The sequence below is a fragment of the Rhodococcus sp. 14-2483-1-1 genome (assembly GCF_002259335.1).
In the GTDB taxonomy this organism is placed as follows: domain Bacteria; phylum Actinomycetota; class Actinomycetes; order Mycobacteriales; family Mycobacteriaceae; genus Rhodococcoides.
On record NZ_NPFX01000022.1, the window covers coordinates 160,741 to 174,763 of the forward strand.

General features: G+C 62.1%; 15 protein-coding genes. 8 read left to right on the forward strand and 7 right to left on the reverse strand.

Features of this window, described 5'->3' with window-relative positions:
- Positions 1–32: 32 nt before the first annotated feature.
- The 4 genes from CH294_RS21795 (at position 33) to CH294_RS21810 (ending at position 3,396) form a co-directional block, all read left to right on the forward strand.
- Entirely contained in the window at positions 33–548 is a 516-nt protein-coding gene (locus CH294_RS21795; RefSeq protein ID WP_170944813.1) for a GNAT family N-acetyltransferase, read from the forward strand.
- 404 nt (positions 549–952) lie between these two features.
- A complete protein-coding gene (locus CH294_RS21800) occupies positions 953–2,137 on the forward strand; it encodes a GNAT family N-acetyltransferase (protein ID WP_094739173.1) in 1,185 nt (394 codons plus the stop codon).
- 78 nt (positions 2,138–2,215) lie between these two features.
- Positions 2,216–2,560, forward strand: a complete 345-nt coding sequence (locus CH294_RS21805) for a nuclear transport factor 2 family protein (protein ID WP_141216533.1) — start codon at positions 2,216–2,218, stop codon at positions 2,558–2,560.
- Entirely contained in the window at positions 2,557–3,396 is an 840-nt protein-coding gene (locus CH294_RS21810) for an SDR family NAD(P)-dependent oxidoreductase (protein WP_037150399.1), read from the forward strand. The genes CH294_RS21805 and CH294_RS21810 overlap by 4 nt, the downstream gene beginning before the upstream one ends.
- Before the next feature lie 135 nt (positions 3,397–3,531).
- Here CH294_RS21810 and CH294_RS21815 read toward each other — a convergent pair whose 3' ends face one another.
- From CH294_RS21815 to CH294_RS21825, 3 genes are all read right to left on the reverse strand, one after another.
- On the reverse strand, positions 3,532–4,416 hold the full coding sequence (locus CH294_RS21815; RefSeq protein ID WP_094739065.1) for a PD40 domain-containing protein: 885 nt from the start codon (positions 4,414–4,416) through the stop codon (positions 3,532–3,534).
- 125 nt (positions 4,417–4,541) lie between these two features.
- Positions 4,542–4,997 carry a hypothetical protein gene (locus tag CH294_RS21820; protein WP_094739066.1) on the reverse strand — a complete coding sequence of 152 codons (456 nt, stop codon included), beginning with the start codon at positions 4,995–4,997 and terminating at the stop codon, positions 4,542–4,544.
- A 26-nt stretch (positions 4,998–5,023) separates the two neighbouring features.
- Entirely contained in the window at positions 5,024–6,211 is a 1,188-nt protein-coding gene (locus CH294_RS21825) for a DUF6745 domain-containing protein (RefSeq protein ID WP_249305441.1), read from the reverse strand.
- Between the two features lie 310 nt (positions 6,212–6,521).
- Here CH294_RS21825 and CH294_RS21830 point away from each other — a divergent pair, with 310 nt between their 5' ends.
- Positions 6,522–6,722, forward strand: a complete 201-nt coding sequence (locus CH294_RS21830) for a hypothetical protein (RefSeq protein ID WP_141216534.1) — start codon at positions 6,522–6,524, stop codon at positions 6,720–6,722.
- A 506-nt stretch (positions 6,723–7,228) separates the two neighbouring features.
- On the opposite strand, the gene CH294_RS21835 is transcribed toward CH294_RS21830, so the two are convergent.
- The 3 genes from CH294_RS21835 to CH294_RS21845 form a co-directional block, all read right to left on the reverse strand.
- Positions 7,229–8,866, reverse strand: a complete 1,638-nt coding sequence (locus CH294_RS21835; RefSeq protein ID WP_032403442.1) for a cation:proton antiporter family protein — start codon at positions 8,864–8,866, stop codon at positions 7,229–7,231.
- A 208-nt stretch (positions 8,867–9,074) separates the two neighbouring features.
- A complete protein-coding gene (locus tag CH294_RS21840; RefSeq protein ID WP_027497122.1) occupies positions 9,075–9,530 on the reverse strand; it encodes a TerB family tellurite resistance protein in 456 nt (151 codons plus the stop codon).
- Positions 9,531–9,659: 129 nt separating this feature from the next.
- On the reverse strand, positions 9,660–9,992 hold the full coding sequence (locus CH294_RS21845) for a hypothetical protein (RefSeq protein WP_032403441.1): 333 nt from the start codon (positions 9,990–9,992) through the stop codon (positions 9,660–9,662).
- 193 nt (positions 9,993–10,185) lie between these two features.
- On the opposite strand from CH294_RS21845, the gene CH294_RS21850 reads away from it, so the two are divergent.
- From CH294_RS21850 to pabB, 3 genes are all read left to right on the forward strand, one after another.
- The gene (locus CH294_RS21850; RefSeq protein ID WP_027497120.1) at positions 10,186–10,524 is read left to right on the forward strand and encodes an RNA polymerase-binding protein RbpA; all 339 of its coding nucleotides are present in this window, start codon (positions 10,186–10,188) and stop codon (positions 10,522–10,524) included.
- 275 nt (positions 10,525–10,799) lie between these two features.
- The gene (locus CH294_RS21855) at positions 10,800–11,195 is read left to right on the forward strand and encodes a chorismate mutase family protein (protein WP_249305443.1); all 396 of its coding nucleotides are present in this window, start codon (positions 10,800–10,802) and stop codon (positions 11,193–11,195) included.
- Positions 11,196–11,204: 9 nt separating this feature from the next.
- Positions 11,205–13,265, forward strand: coding sequence for an aminodeoxychorismate synthase component I (gene pabB, locus CH294_RS21860; RefSeq protein WP_094739069.1), 2,061 nt, complete (start codon positions 11,205–11,207; stop codon positions 13,263–13,265).
- A 67-nt stretch (positions 13,266–13,332) separates the two neighbouring features.
- On the opposite strand, the gene CH294_RS21865 is transcribed toward pabB, so the two are convergent.
- The gene (locus tag CH294_RS21865) at positions 13,333–13,929 is read right to left on the reverse strand and encodes a hypothetical protein (protein ID WP_032377910.1); all 597 of its coding nucleotides are present in this window, start codon (positions 13,927–13,929) and stop codon (positions 13,333–13,335) included.
- Positions 13,930–14,023: the final 94 nt, after the last annotated feature.

A 14,023-nucleotide genomic window follows, 5' to 3' on the forward strand; every position in this document is an offset into this window, starting at 1 on the left:
CACGCGGCATCGGCGGCACATATCCTGATTCCATGGAGTCCGTCGACGTCGTCATCCGCTCGGTCGACGCCAAGGACGTACATGATCCGCAGAAATTGGCGTCGATCTGGGTTCGCTCGACTGACCTGCGCGACGGATGCGCGGAACCGACACGCGTGTCACGGGCGGTGGACGGCATTCGGCGAAGGATCGAACTGGACGATGCCCGTGCTCTCGTGGCCGAGTGCGCGGGCGACATTGTCGGTTTCGTACTGTGCGCCGTTCAGGGCGACGTTCTGGAAGTCTTCTATCTGGCAGTCGATCCGGAAATGTGGGGGCGGGGGATCGCCACATGCTTGCTGCACGCGGTCGACACTCATGCCGGTTCCGTCGGATGCGATACCTGCGAGCTGTGGGTAATCGACGACAACGAACGTGCCGTCGGTGTGTACGAGGGCGCAGGATGGCTCAGAACGGATATGACGCAGATGGACACGGCATCTGGTCGACTCGAGCGGAAACTGTTCCATCGGACGACCGATAGTCGAGATCACGTCCGATCTCGATGAAACACGCTCGCGAAGTACAGCTTTCGTCGAATTTCGATGAGGCGATCGACGTTCTGGCCGAGGCCCGCCACGACCGACCCGACGACCCACTCGTCGCCTGATATCTGGCGCTTGCCCTCACCAGCGCCGGAAAGGCGGTGCCTGCGGTTGCACTCCTTTTGGAACGGCGGTGAACCGCATAGCCGACGAGCCCCTCCAGAACGGCCGGTGGGCGCTGACGAATTACGCCCAGGCGCTGCGGTACGGGTACTGGTCACCGGAACCAGGCACACAAGCGACGTCCGCTGCGGCGAGTCGAGCTCCGTCCAACAATCGCTGATCAGGTTCGGTCGACTCCGCCTAAGAGGTACCGAGATTCGGACGCGTTGCGGGGTGCACTGGGAACAGTCCAGACTGAAGCAATCATGACGAACGACGACTTTCGAGCAAATCCGCGCACAGTGAGGACGAGACGGACTGCACCGCTGGAGGCTGCGGTCGAACTGACGTCCAGTGGCGTACCTGTTTCCGAGCGTGACTTCTTCATCGAAGAGTTCCGTGGGGTCACCATCGTGGTTGCCTTACCCGTCGTGAGCGCCGCTGGGCTGCAAGCAGTCAGCCGCACGGTGGGTGAGTTCGGTACGGGGGATACGCGGTTCATTTTTGTCGTTCCTTCCGACTGCGTTTCGAAGACCGCCACTGCGATCGGTGGTCTGGCCATGGACGGTTCGACGGCGTGGACCGACGAGGCAGTTGCCCGTCTGTGGCTCGCTATCGCGGACTCGGAATGCGTTGTGATCGGGACCGAGGCGTCCGACGTCGCGCGCACGGCCGGGTCTGTAGCTGCAAGCGTTCGGGCATCCAAGATGGTGCTCACCGATCCGGGCGGCGGCTGGGGGACTCCACCTCGAAGCTTCGCGGATATCGACGTGCACCGCGAACGTTTGTCCAGTCACCTGGCCGAACGAGGGCTCGAGGATTTCCCGTACGCGGCACAGGACGCGCTTGCAGGCGGTGCATACAGCGTAAACCTCTGCCGTGCAGAAGATCTCGAATTCGAGCTGTTCACCTTCGACGGCCGCGGCACCGTCCTGACCCAGGGGCGGTACCTCCATTTGGCCTCGCTTCAGGTGGACGATTTTCCAGCAATCGAGGCGCTGGTCGCGCAGGGAGTCCGCGAAGGTGTTCTCAAGCGGCGCAGCCGGATCGAGATTGCGAGGATGGCTGCCGGTGGGCTCGGAGCTCGGGTCCTACGCACCGGGCACCTGGCCGGCATCGTCGGACTCGAGGTGGACCGATACGCCGGGACAGGATTCGGCGAGGTGTCGGGCTTGATCACGGTCGCAGAGTTTTCCGGTCTCGGCGCTGGGGGCCTACTGATCGACGGATTGATGGATCTCTGTCGCGAGCGGGGGATCGCGAACCTGTTCGCAGTGACCGTCAGCGATGAGGCTGCAGATTTCTTCGGCCGACGGGGATTCCGTGAAGTGGGACGCCAGGATGTCCCTGCCGCGAAATGGAATCACTACGATGCCGATCGCCTGGAGTCCGCTCGTTGTTTTCTGCGGTCCGTCCCAGCAACCGCGGGGAGTGCTTCCCAGACCACGTGAAGGTGAGAGTCGGGCACATACAACAGTGTGCCGACCCAGTGTTGACCTTCCCCCTGGGGTAGGCATCACCGTGGTGTCATGACCACAGAATGGGATGGACTCCCGGACACCGTAAAGAAGTTCATGACCGCACTCGACGCCCGCCAAGGCGCCCGAGCCCTCACCGTGTTCACCGCAGATGCCGTGGTGACCGATGAGGGCCACGACCACTCGGGCCGCGACGAGATCGAGGCCTGGCTGACCGCCTCGGTCAGTGCGAGTGAGTACACCTACACAACAGAGTTCACCGGCGCGACCACGACCGGCACGACTGTCGACGTCACGCAGCACCTGGAAGGCAATTTCCCAGGGGGCGTTGTCGATCTGCACTATCGCTTCACCCTGGACGGCGCACAGATCAACCGGTTGGTGATCGAGCCATGAGCAAACGATGGTTCATCACCGGTGGCACACCAGGCGGCTTCGGTATGGCGTACGCCGAGGTGGCGCTGGAGGCGGGGGACCGCGTGGTACTCACCGCCCGGCGTCCAGGGGAACTCGCCTCGTGGGCCGACAAGTACGGTGACAGCATTCTCGTCGTGCCCATGGATGTCACCGACGCGGCACAGGTACTGCGGGCCGTACGAACAGCCGAAGAGCATTTCGGCGGCATCGACGTGCTGGTCAACAACGCAGGCCGAGGCTGGTACGGATCGATCGAGGGAATGAACGAAACCTCGATTCGGGCGATGTTCGAGCTGAATTTCTTTGCAGTACTGTCCGTCACGCGAGCAGTGCTACCAGGTATGCGCACCCGCGGAAGCGGGTGGATCGTCAATGTGTCCTCGGTGGCCGGGCTTCTGGCGGCGGTCGGATTCGGCTACTACAGCGCCACGAAGTACGCGATCGAGGCCGTCACCGACGCGCTGCGCCAGGAGGTCGCCGGGCAGGGTCTCTCCGTGTTGGCGGTCGAACCAGGGGCATTCCGCACGAACGCCTACGCCGGATTCGCCGACGAGCCCGTCGCGGAAGCGATTCCGGAATACCACGACATGCTGGACGAGGTCCGTGCCGCTTTCGTCGGCATGAACGGGGTGCAACCGGGCGATCCGCGTCGCGGTGCCCGTGCGGTGATCGCAGCGATGGCCCAAGACCCGCCGCCACGCCGGCTGATCCTGGGTAACAGCGGGTACGACGCTGTGATCGACGCGCTGGAACAGAACCTGGGCGACATCCGGTCGAACGAAACGCTGTCTCGTAGCGCGGATTTCCCCGCCTGACCGAGCTCGCCGATTACACATTCGATACCGCCTGTCCGCTGCACTGACTGACTGATCCAACGGTGATGACGGCCAGGTCGTCCTCGACGACCTGCCCATCGTCACTCCACGGCAACAGCGATTGTCGCTCGCGGATCAACGCCCCCCGCCCACGGTCGGCATCTGACCGCTCAGAGAGCGTGGAGTCAGCCGTTTCTGGTCGGACCCGTCAGGGTTCATCGATGCAATCTCGGGCTGAGAGCCGGTAGCGACGTCGGTCACCAGTTCACCCGCCTGTGTGACCGCCCGGTCGTACAGGATGCGCGAGCCGTCGGGCGTGAACTTCGGATGTACGGCGTAGGTATCGGTGAGGGGAGTGATCTCCCCTCCGCCGGAGGGCGTTGCGTAGATCTCGGAGCCGTTGTTACCGCCTCGGTTACTGGAGAAGACGAGTGTCGACCCGTCGGGCGAAAAGGCCGGGTCGGAGTTCCAGAACTGGTCGCGCAGAAGCACTGTCGATTCTCCGCCGTCGACAGACACTTCGTTCAGGTAGCCGCCGGTGACGTAGACGATCCGTGAGCCATCCGGGGAGAATGTCGCTCCGAAGGCCGACTCTTCTTGCGCGATGACGTGTGCGTCGGATCCGTCCACGTTCATGATGTCGATGCTGCCGTTCGAGGTAAACGCGATCTTGGATCCGTCCGGTGAGAAAGCCGGTTCGTAGCCACCTTCGTGCACCGACCTCGATTCACCCGACTCGAGGTCGAGGATCTCGATGAACCGGCCTCGGGCGTACGCGAGTTGCTCGCCATCGGGGGAGAGGGCGGCGTCGTTCCCGTAGTTCGGGTCGCGGCTGTCTTCGCCCACGGTCGGGGTGACCTGACGCAAGCCGGAGCCGTCGATGTTCATGACGAACAGCTGGCCCCATCCGTCGTCGAAGGCCACGACCACCGGTGTCGGCTCGGGTGGAGGGTCGTCGGCGCATGCTGCCGCGAGCAGTGTCAGCGCGACGAGCGCGGAGATCTGCCGGATTCGATGCATCGGGCAATCATCTCAGAATCGTAGTATGCAGAACCCTGGTACGCGGCCCTGCCGGACGTTGAGGTCGTGGCTCCCTGCCCACCCGTATTTCCGAATGGGCAAGGAGCAGCGCGGCCGAGCCGCACTCAGTCGGCGACCAACTGCGTCGACTCGAAGTACCCACCTCGAGCACGCTCACGTTGTCTGCCGATGACGTAGCGGCCCGGGGCAATTCCGGTGGCTCCGTGTTCGGGGTGGATCAGGTAGGCGGTCACTGTGTTGTCGAGAATTCCGAGCGCCAGACGCCGCGTATCGCTCACCGGTGTCGACCACGTGCATCGGCCGCCGTCGGCTACGAGGCTGTGGGGATTTCCGCCCGCTGCGCTGCGCAGCAACTCGATTCCGGACAGGGGCACCGCGTCGATGCGCGTCCAAATCCCGGTGGAGACGACGCCTTCGAGCAGCGCATACGGAACGACGATGAGGTCGCCTTGGGCTTGCATGCCGTCGATGATCGGCACCGAGATCTCCTTGTCGAGATAGTCGAAGACATCGAGGCCGGTCATCGATGTCAATGCGGACAGGGTCATGTTCTGATTCATCTGAGTCACCTTGTGTGAGAGTAGGTTCAGGTTCGGCGGAGCAATTGGGCGTAGTTTTCTCCGCTGAGGCCGTAGGTCCAGCCTGCGGCGTCGAGGGCCGAGGAGAATTCACCTGGAACGTAGAGGCCGTAGCGTCTGCGCTGGCCGTCGCGTTCGCGAGACCCATTGACAGCGAGAAGCACTCGACCCTCGCCGCCCCAGCCGGCGGGGGTGGCGAACAGCTGCAGGGTGCAGCCGTCGTTGCCAGGATCGTCGGTGTTGTCGACCAGCGCGAGTCCTGCAGCGTCGATGTAGTTGTCCCACCCGATGCGTTCGATTGCGGAGCGGCGGATCTCGACGTTGCGTTCGACGGTGATGCGTTCGACGCTCGGGTCGAGCACCACCCAATCCGGCACAATTGTGCCGTTCAGGACGTATGCCGCACTGCCGTCAGCGAATTGGAGCGCCGGTTCGTCGTGGTGGTGCAGCCGTCGTTCACCGTGTACTCGATCGGGAATGGGTTCGGAGTGCAGCGCGGTCGGTCGTTCGGACATGACGCAGACGTCGTCGAACGCCCACCACCATCCCGTCGATTCGGTCAGGGCAACAAGTGCGTCCAGCAGTTCGTTGTCCTGTGGTTGGAAGGTTGCGAGGCCGAGGCGGCGGTATATTTCGTAGTACGCGATGCGGTGAGCTTCTTGCTGGCCGTACCAGGGGATTCCGCCGACAAGGGGCGGCATCAGTGTCCTGATTGCTGCTGCGACGCCGTCGAACAAGCTGGTGCGCAACGAGTCCCACACCGTCGATCGGATGATCGGGTTGAGTCCGATGCCCGCGCGGACCGACATTTCGGGTGGCTGATGTCGTACCGCAGCCGCTGTGCGACCTTGGGCTGCTCTGAGCGCCTGAGACCGGATCGTCATCGGCCACCGGGGCGGTGGCCGTTCGCTCACCGGCAACCGAATGCATGCGTCCATTCGGGACCGTGAAATGGAGAGCAGTGTCGCGATGCGAGCCGATGCACAGGTGGGGCCCTCGACGGCAAAGGTTACAGCGTAAGCCAGGTTGTCCTCGGCAATGCGGGCCGCTGCAGCAGCCGGAGAAAGTTCCCATACGAAGCGGGGAACGGGGAGGTCGGCATGTCGATACAGCTGTGCCACAGCAGATTCGGCAGAGTGTCGATCCGATGGTCCGGCGCGCATTCCGTGACCGAGATAGGTATCGCGCTCGGACACGACACTGCGAATGAGTTCTGAATGGGGGTCTTCGATGAATGTCCCGTGCGACGAAGAAGTCGAGGGGATCCGCACGGCGCTCACGCGATGGAGGCTGTGTCAGCCTTTCCGGTAGTCATACGAACAGAGTGACATAAATGTTGCGTCGCCGCTAGTGCTGACTTGCTTATTCATTGAGGGCCATTGCATTTCGCCGGCGACGCGTCTCCCGGAAACGCGAGCGGGGTAGCGTTCCATGTCATCGAGTTTCCTGTCGGGCCATGTCGATTTGGATACGTCAGACCTACGAACAGACTTGGAGACCATCACCGTGAGCGATCGAAACCCCTCGACAGACGACGACTACGACACCGGCCTGGAAGAACCCGCCATCGACGGCGATGAACCGACGTCGACCCGTGAGCTGATCGAAGACTCTCGGCCCGATTCCAACACGGTTGACGACGGGCTTCTCGCAACCGACACGGAAGAGGCAGTGCCAGGGGAAGGCTGGACCTCGCACGGGAACTAGGCAGGCCAGGAGTGCGCGAACTGCACGACGGTCAGCGTTAGTTGACATAATGTTGATTATCGGCAAAAGAACGCAGCTGGTCGACGTTGACGATCATCGTCGAGTTCACGGTTTCGATCCACCATCAATGCTCGGGGGTTCTTCGTCCTACATCCGTTGACTTGCCCGGTGACCGTCCGTGCGTCCGTGCGTCCGTGGGTATCGATGAATGCTTGCGGACTACCGACCCGATGTTCTTCAGTCGCCTGCGTTGTCGATTTCGCTGTTATCGCACTGATGCTTCACTCTTGCTTTGTCGCCGCGATAGTCCCCCTGTGAAGAACTCATTACGTCACTGTGACGTTTCGCCATAGTCTGGCTGGCCTTGCAGGTCACGAGCACCGACGTCACATGAAGTGTGTCGACCCACAAGGCCTGTTGTCGTCGGACATTGCTGCCAAGGGGATTGCCGGCACGTACACGCGGGCGGGTCCATCGACTCGTCGCAACAGGTTCACTCCCCTGGGTCATGTCACGCTGTCCGGACGGCGGGGCTTGTCGGACTCGGGGTCGACCGCGTCGCCTACGGGATCTGGTGCACCGTGTCCCACTTGATCTGCCAATTCCAATCCGGCACCGGCATAGACGTTGAACGCGATGTCCACACCGTGTTCCTTGGCCCACTGAACTTCGTCGTCGTAGCGGGCGACGGCCGCGACGGTTCCGCTGAATCCGGATTCGCGGAGACAGGCGAGTGCTGTGACGTTGGCTCCGTGACGTGGCATTGCCAGCACCGCGATCCGCACCGACTCCGAGTGCCGCAGCTGATTCCAGAAATCGAGATCGGTTGCGTCCCCTTCCAACACTCGCAGACCCTGTTCGGCGAGTCGACGAATCCGAGGACCGTCGTAGTCGACCCCCACCACGCTGAGTCTGTAATGCTCGGTGAGTCGCTGGTACGCCGCGAAGCCGACACGCCCCATTCCGATCACGACGACCTCGGCGTCGCCCGCGTCCCCGGAGCGTTCCTCCGGGTGCAGGCTCTGATCGTCCTGATCGGGCAATCGCGCCGCGATCTTCTCCACCATCAGGTGTCCCCGACCGTTCACCAGGGCCGACACGACGAAGCTCAACGCCACGGCAATCGACATTTCCACCAGCCAGGCCGGTGCCAGCAGCCCGGTCGTCACTCCGACCGAGACGACGATCAGACCGAACTCGGAATAGTTCATCAGGCTCAGTCCCGCGAGCAGCGCGGTTCGATACCGCAGTTTCATCATGGCGAACAGCGCCAGGTACAGCACCGATTTGAGCGGCAGTAGGAGCACCATCAGTAGTGCGACGCCCAGGCTGGGAACATCGGGCAAACCGGACAGGCCGATGGAAACGAAGAAGCCGACCAACAGCAGTTCTTTGATATGAAACAGCGATCGGGACAGCTCGGAGGAAGCCGGATGCGACGCCAGGAGAACGCCGATGATCAACGCTCCCAGGTCTCCTTTGAGCCCCAGTGCGGAAAACAAGGCGTAGCCCGGAACGAGGGCCATCACGATGCCGAAGAGCGACTGCATCTCGCCGTGGCCCAGCCCGCTCCACACCCTCCGGAGGATTCGTGTCAGGGGCCACAGGAGTACGAGAGTCACCGCCCACGGACTGGGCAGTGTGCCGCTGGTGACGGTAAGGAACACCACGGCAACGATGTCCTGCATCACGAGCACTCCGATGGCCACACGACCGTAGAGAGCGTGCGATTCACCTCGTTCTTCGAGAACTTTGACGACGAATACAGTGCTCGAGAACGACATGGCGAAGGCGAGCAACGCAATCGTCGTTGTGCTCTGCCCGGACAGCATGGCCATTCCGGCGACGGCCGCGAGCCACAGGACGGTGGTACCGAGCACGACGCTGAAAATTAGATGTATCGACGTCGTCAGCCACACTTCTCGGCGCAGCAGAATCCGCACGTCCAGCTTGAGACCGATCGCGAACAGCAGCAATGTGACACCGAGGTCTGCCATCAGTTCGAGTTGGGGCATCTCACCGACATCGAGAGCATTGATGACGAAGCCGGCCGCCAGGAAGCCGACCAGTGGAGGTAGCCGGACAGCCATGGCGAGTCCGCCCAAGCCGAAGGCGATGACGAGGTAGATCGCGGCAACTGTCATGCACGGTCTCTCTGCTGGTGGGTCGCAACCGGATCTCCAACGGATCGACGACATCGGCACATGCAGTCGGAGTGACCCAAGTATCCCGGCATTCCGGCTATTTCACAGCGCACACAGTCCGCGGACGACAACGGCGACCGGCGAAGGTGCGCCTTCGCCGATCGCCGTTGCTGCGATCGAGTGTTCGTCCTCTATCGGTCGGAAGGTCTCAGAGCTCGAACTCGGCCGGATCGATTCCCACAGCAAAGCATGCATTGCGGACGGCAGCCTTCTCGTGATCGTCGAAATGACCGTCGGCACCGCCGATGATGATGCCGATCTGAATGACGGCTCGCGCCTGGTCGGGCTTCGATTTCAGCTTGCCGATCGTGGCAGTTGCTTCGACCTTCCCGAAGTCGAAATCGCCCTGCAGCTTGTCGCAGTACCAGTCGAACTTCTGACGAAGTTCGTCGGATTCGAACACCCGCAGGGCCTCGTTACCGGCGATCAGGGCTGCCGTCTTCTGACGCTCGGCAGGATCGATGGTGCCGTCTGCTGCCGCGATGAGCGCACACATGGCCATGCTGCCGTTGGCAAATTCCTTGTTCTTGAACTGGCTGGTCTTGGTTTGCAGCTGCCCGTTCAGTTCCTGTGCCTTGGACTTGAGTTGATCCCAGAACGCCATGGAGCTCCTCTTCGTGTTCTTTCATCCGCGCACATGCGCGAACCCCGTCCATTGTCCACGGTGCCGGTGAACGAGGATGGAACCACAGTTCGGTGAGGGCGCTTCACCAGCCGTTCCCTGCTGTTCTACTCAGCGCAGCCGCTCCGCATCGCGCGCCTTGGTCAACAGCTCGGCACACAAGCGGTGCAACTCCGGGATGTCGGCACCTTCTGTGACCGCGGTGCTCACGTCCTCGGCGGCGCAGCGGACCTCGAACGCGCGATCGGCCGCCGCCGACGCCTCTTCGGCCGTCAAGATGACGGCGTCGTCGGGAATCGAGGTTTCCTTCATCGCACTGCGCTGCTCGTAGGCACGTTGGCGACACGACTGACGGCAGTACCGTCGCTTGCGTCCGGTTCCGGAGTCGGCGACAGGGCGTCCGCACCACGTGCACGTCTGGTCACGGCGAGTTCTGACGGACATGGTCGTTCAGCCTACTGCGACAGGAAGGTAGGATGCATTCACCAGCTGCGCCGATGGCATCGCACCGGGGCTCATCGGCCCGGGGAACGAACCGACGCGCGGCGACGTTGTAGATCAGTGGGTAGACGGTGTAGCTCGGTGTCGACCGATGACACCGACTCGCGTACCTACTATCGATGGAGAGGACTTCACCATGGCAGATCGTGTACTTCGAGGTAGCCGACTCGGAGCCGTGAGCTACGAGACCGATCGTGATCACGACCTGGCACCTCGCCGCGTTGCACGCTACCGATGCGACAACGGTGAGGAGTTCGACGTCCCCTTCGCCGACGACGCGGAAATCCCCGGCACCTGGGCTTGCCGTAACGGTCTCGAAGGGTCGCTGATCGAGGGAACCGCGCCGGAGGCCAAGAAGGTCAAGCCGCCGCGCACCCATTGGGACATGCTGCTCGAACGGCGCTCGGTGGACGAGCTGGAAGAACTCCTCAAAGAGCGCTTGGATTTGTTGAAGGTCAAGCGCCGCGGAGCATGAGAATCGTCGTCTGCACCGCCTGATTGGAAACAATCCGGCGGTGCAGTTTTTTTGTGCTATTCCAACTCGACGTACGTTCCGGATGAGGGTGGTGTGTTTGTCGTCGCGCTTTCGCGGGTTCCAATACTGTTGAGTGGCGGTGAAACCGCGCGAGGTGTCATGATCGAGCATCGATTACCGCGCAGGACGTAGATCGGCAATGGCTGCCGTAACAATTGTCGGTGCATTCCGATAATCATCACCACTGGAGTCGAAACATCAGGGGGCAGTAACTCGTGAGCCAGGATTCTGATCAACGCTCCAACGACGCCCTGCGCGCAGCTGCCTCCGAGGCGAAATCCGAAGGTCATCGCGCTGCAGGTGAGCAGAAGCTTGCCGAGCTGAGGCGTGAGTTGGACGGAATAGACGAAGTTCTGCGCGCTGCAATTCGAGACCGTATCGATGTGTGTGTCCGAGTTGCACACGTGAAGCGCGAACATTCCATTCCGATGATGCAACCCGGTCGCGTCGGTTTGGTGACCGAACGCGCGCGAGAATTCGCGTCCGCAAATGGCCTGTCCCCCGACTTCCTCGAAGAGCTGTACCGATCGATGATTGCCGAAGCATGTCGTGTCGAGGACTTGATCATCGACTCTCCGGCTGCCGGGCTCGGCCCCGATAGTGAACGGTAGAGCACGTCGATGACCATCAACACACTCCTCGTGGACAACTACGATTCGTTCACCTACAACCTGTACAGCCTGCTGGCCGAGGTCAACGGCCGTCCGCCGACAGTGGTCAAGAACGACGTAGAATGGACGTCTCTGAACTTCGACGCCTACGACAACGTCGTCATCTCCCCCGGGCCCGGACGCCCTGATCTGGAGCAGGACTTCGGCATCAGCAGTCGAGTGATCACCGAATCCGGTCTGCCGATTCTCGGTGTATGCCTCGGGCACCAGGGGCTGTGCCACCTGTTCGGTGGCAGTGTCGATCTCGCACCGGCACCGATGCACGGCAGGATCACCGATATCACTCATACCGGTGTCGATCTCTTCGCCGGAATCCCGTCTCCCTACTCGGTGGTTCGGTATCACTCACTGGTCGTGACACGCACACCCGCCGACTTCGAGGAAGTCGCATGGACACCCGACGGCTTGGTGATGGCCGTTCGGCATCGCAGCAAGCCGATGTGGGGAGTGCAATTCCATCCCGAGTCCATCAGCACCGAGTACGGACGCGAGCTGCTCGCCAACTTCCGAGACCTGACATTGGCGCAGTCCAACGCATCGAGTGCTGCAGGTACCCAGGATTCGATGTTCACCATCGAAACTCGCTCTCTCGACGAGGCTTTCGATCCCGAGCAGGTTTTCGCCACGCTCTACGCCGACGGTAAGAAGAGTTTCTGGCTGGACGGCAGCGCAGCACTCGAGCCCGAATGCAGGTTCACCGTCATGGGCGATTGCTCGGGGCCACACGCCGAGTACGTGACCTACTCCGTTGCCGAGACCATGGTGTCCGTGCAGGGTGCCGACGGTACGACGGAGCGCGTTCACTCCACGTTCTTCGACTACATCGACGATCGATTGCGCGAGCGCGCCACTCCCCCTCGCCACGACCTTCCGTTTGCCTTCGGACTCGGCTACGTCGGATATCTCGGCTACGAGTTGAAGGCCGACACCGGCGGACAATTGGTGCATACAGCTGCCACCCCCGATGCCTCCATGGTCTTCGCGGATCGCGCGTTGGTCTTCGACCACGAGGCCGGCACCCTCTATCTGATGGGATTGGCCACCACGCCCGGTGACCCCGTCCTGGCGCAGTGGTTCGACTCGACAACCGCCACACTGCGCGTCCTGTCCGGTCGATCCGCACAGGCGGCCCGCTCCGGCATGGGCGCGTCCGGTACTCCTCTGCTCGGAGCAGAGCACTCGCTCGAACCGCGACTGCGGCACGATCGCGCCCACTACCTCGATTTGATTTCCCAGTGCCTCGCCGAAATCCGCTCCGGTGAGACCTACGAGGTCTGTTTGACGAACACCGCTACGTTGGCGGGTTCGATCGACCCTGCGGCAACGTATTCGTTCATGCGGGAAATCAACCCGACTCCGTACAGTGCGTTCTTGAATTTTCCCGAGGTGTCGGTCTTGAGCGCGTCACCCGAGCGCTTCCTACGAATCGACGCAGACCGCATCGTGGAGTCCAAGCCCATCAAAGGAACTCGTCCACGCGGAGCGACTTCCGAAGAGGACAACGCACTCAAGGCCGACCTCGTCGCGAACGAGAAGGACAAGGCCGAGAACCTCATGATCGTCGATCTGGTCCGCAACGATCTGGCTCAGGTGTGTATTCCTGGTTCGGTGCATGTGCCGAAGCTGTTCGATGTCGAGACCTATGCCCCTGTGCATCAATTGGTGTCGACGGTTCGCGGTCGCCTGCGTGACGACGCGTCGGCGGCGGACTGTATCCGCGCTGCGTTTCCGGGTGGATCCATGACCGGGGCCCCGAAGATCCGCACCATGGCGATCATCGACAAGCTCGAAGACGGCCCGCGCGGAGTGTATTCGGGTGCCATCGGCTACTTCTCGATCACGGGCACTGCGGACTTCTCGATCGTCATCCGCACGATCGTCGCCACCGAGCACGAGGTGACCTACGGGGTCGGCGGTGCGATCGTGGCACTGTCCGATCCCGATGAGGAGTTCGAGGAAACGATGGTCAAGGCCGTGTCCATGCGCCGGGCGCTGACCGGCCGAACGTAAAACGGAGGGTAGGGCGCTTGCCGCCCTACCCTCCGTGTCGTGTGCGTCTGTAAGCGCTTGTCGCGTCTTACGGAGTGGTGAAGTACTCGAAGACCGCGGGCTGTGCCTGCGGGTTGCCGTTGGCCGTTCCGATGACCGCGCCGGCGACGGTTCCGATCACAGTTCCGATGATGCAACCGGAAATGAAGTTCGGGAAGATGGACACGCAGCCGATGGCGAAGCCGAGGCCTGCACCGATTGCCGTACCGACGCCGCCGCCGTTGTTCCAGCCGATTGCCAGCTGGTTGACCATGTTGTCGAACGCCTGCTGCTTGGTACGAGGGCCCACAGCGTCGGCGACGGGAACAGTCTGCGGAGTCAAGGTCAGCTCGCGACCCTCGGCACCGATCAGGGGTGCGATCGAGTAGACCGTGCCGTTGATGGTGTACTCCAGCGGAACCGATGCGAGCGTGGCACCGGACTGATCGATGATCGACACTGTCTCGCTCGTCGCATCGACCCGGAACAGCCCGGCGTCGAGGATGGTCTTGACGGATCCATCCGGGTTGACCGACGTCTGGTAGTTAACCGTGTCCGACGACGGATCTGCTACGGCGTGGCCCGCTCCGGTGGCTACCGCAGCGGTCAACGCCACCGCGACCGTAGCTGTTCTGATCAGTTTCACTTCTGTCCCCTGGTTGGTAGTGACGAGCATTCGACCGCATTGGTACCGAACGCCGATGGTATTCGTACAGGTGCTCCTCGATGTGAAGAACACG

Bases quoted from the DNA above. Each gene is read 5' to 3' on its own strand.
- CH294_RS21845 (WP_032403441.1), bottom strand. From the start codon at position 9,992: ATGTCCGTCAGAACTCGCCGTGACCAGACGTGCACGTGGTGCGGACGC.
- pabB (WP_094739069.1), top strand. From the start codon at position 11,205: ATGACCATCAACACACTCCTCGTGGACAACTACGATTCGTTCACCTAC.
- CH294_RS21850 (WP_027497120.1), top strand. From the start codon at position 10,186: ATGGCAGATCGTGTACTTCGAGGTAGCCGACTCGGAGCCGTGAGCTAC.
- CH294_RS21810 (WP_037150399.1), top strand. From the start codon at position 2,557: ATGAGCAAACGATGGTTCATCACCGGTGGCACACCAGGCGGCTTCGGT.
- CH294_RS21820 (WP_094739066.1), bottom strand. From the start codon at position 4,997: ATGAATCAGAACATGACCCTGTCCGCATTGACATCGATGACCGGCCTC.
- CH294_RS21805 (WP_141216533.1), top strand. From the start codon at position 2,216: ATGACCACAGAATGGGATGGACTCCCGGACACCGTAAAGAAGTTCATG.
- CH294_RS21815 (WP_094739065.1), bottom strand. From the start codon at position 4,416: ATGCATCGAATCCGGCAGATCTCCGCGCTCGTCGCGCTGACACTGCTC.
- CH294_RS21800 (WP_094739173.1), top strand. From the start codon at position 953: ATGACGAACGACGACTTTCGAGCAAATCCGCGCACAGTGAGGACGAGA.
- CH294_RS21840 (WP_027497122.1), bottom strand. From the start codon at position 9,530: ATGGCGTTCTGGGATCAACTCAAGTCCAAGGCACAGGAACTGAACGGG.
- CH294_RS21835 (WP_032403442.1), bottom strand. From the start codon at position 8,866: ATGACAGTTGCCGCGATCTACCTCGTCATCGCCTTCGGCTTGGGCGGA.
- CH294_RS21795 (WP_170944813.1), top strand. From the start codon at position 33: ATGGAGTCCGTCGACGTCGTCATCCGCTCGGTCGACGCCAAGGACGTA.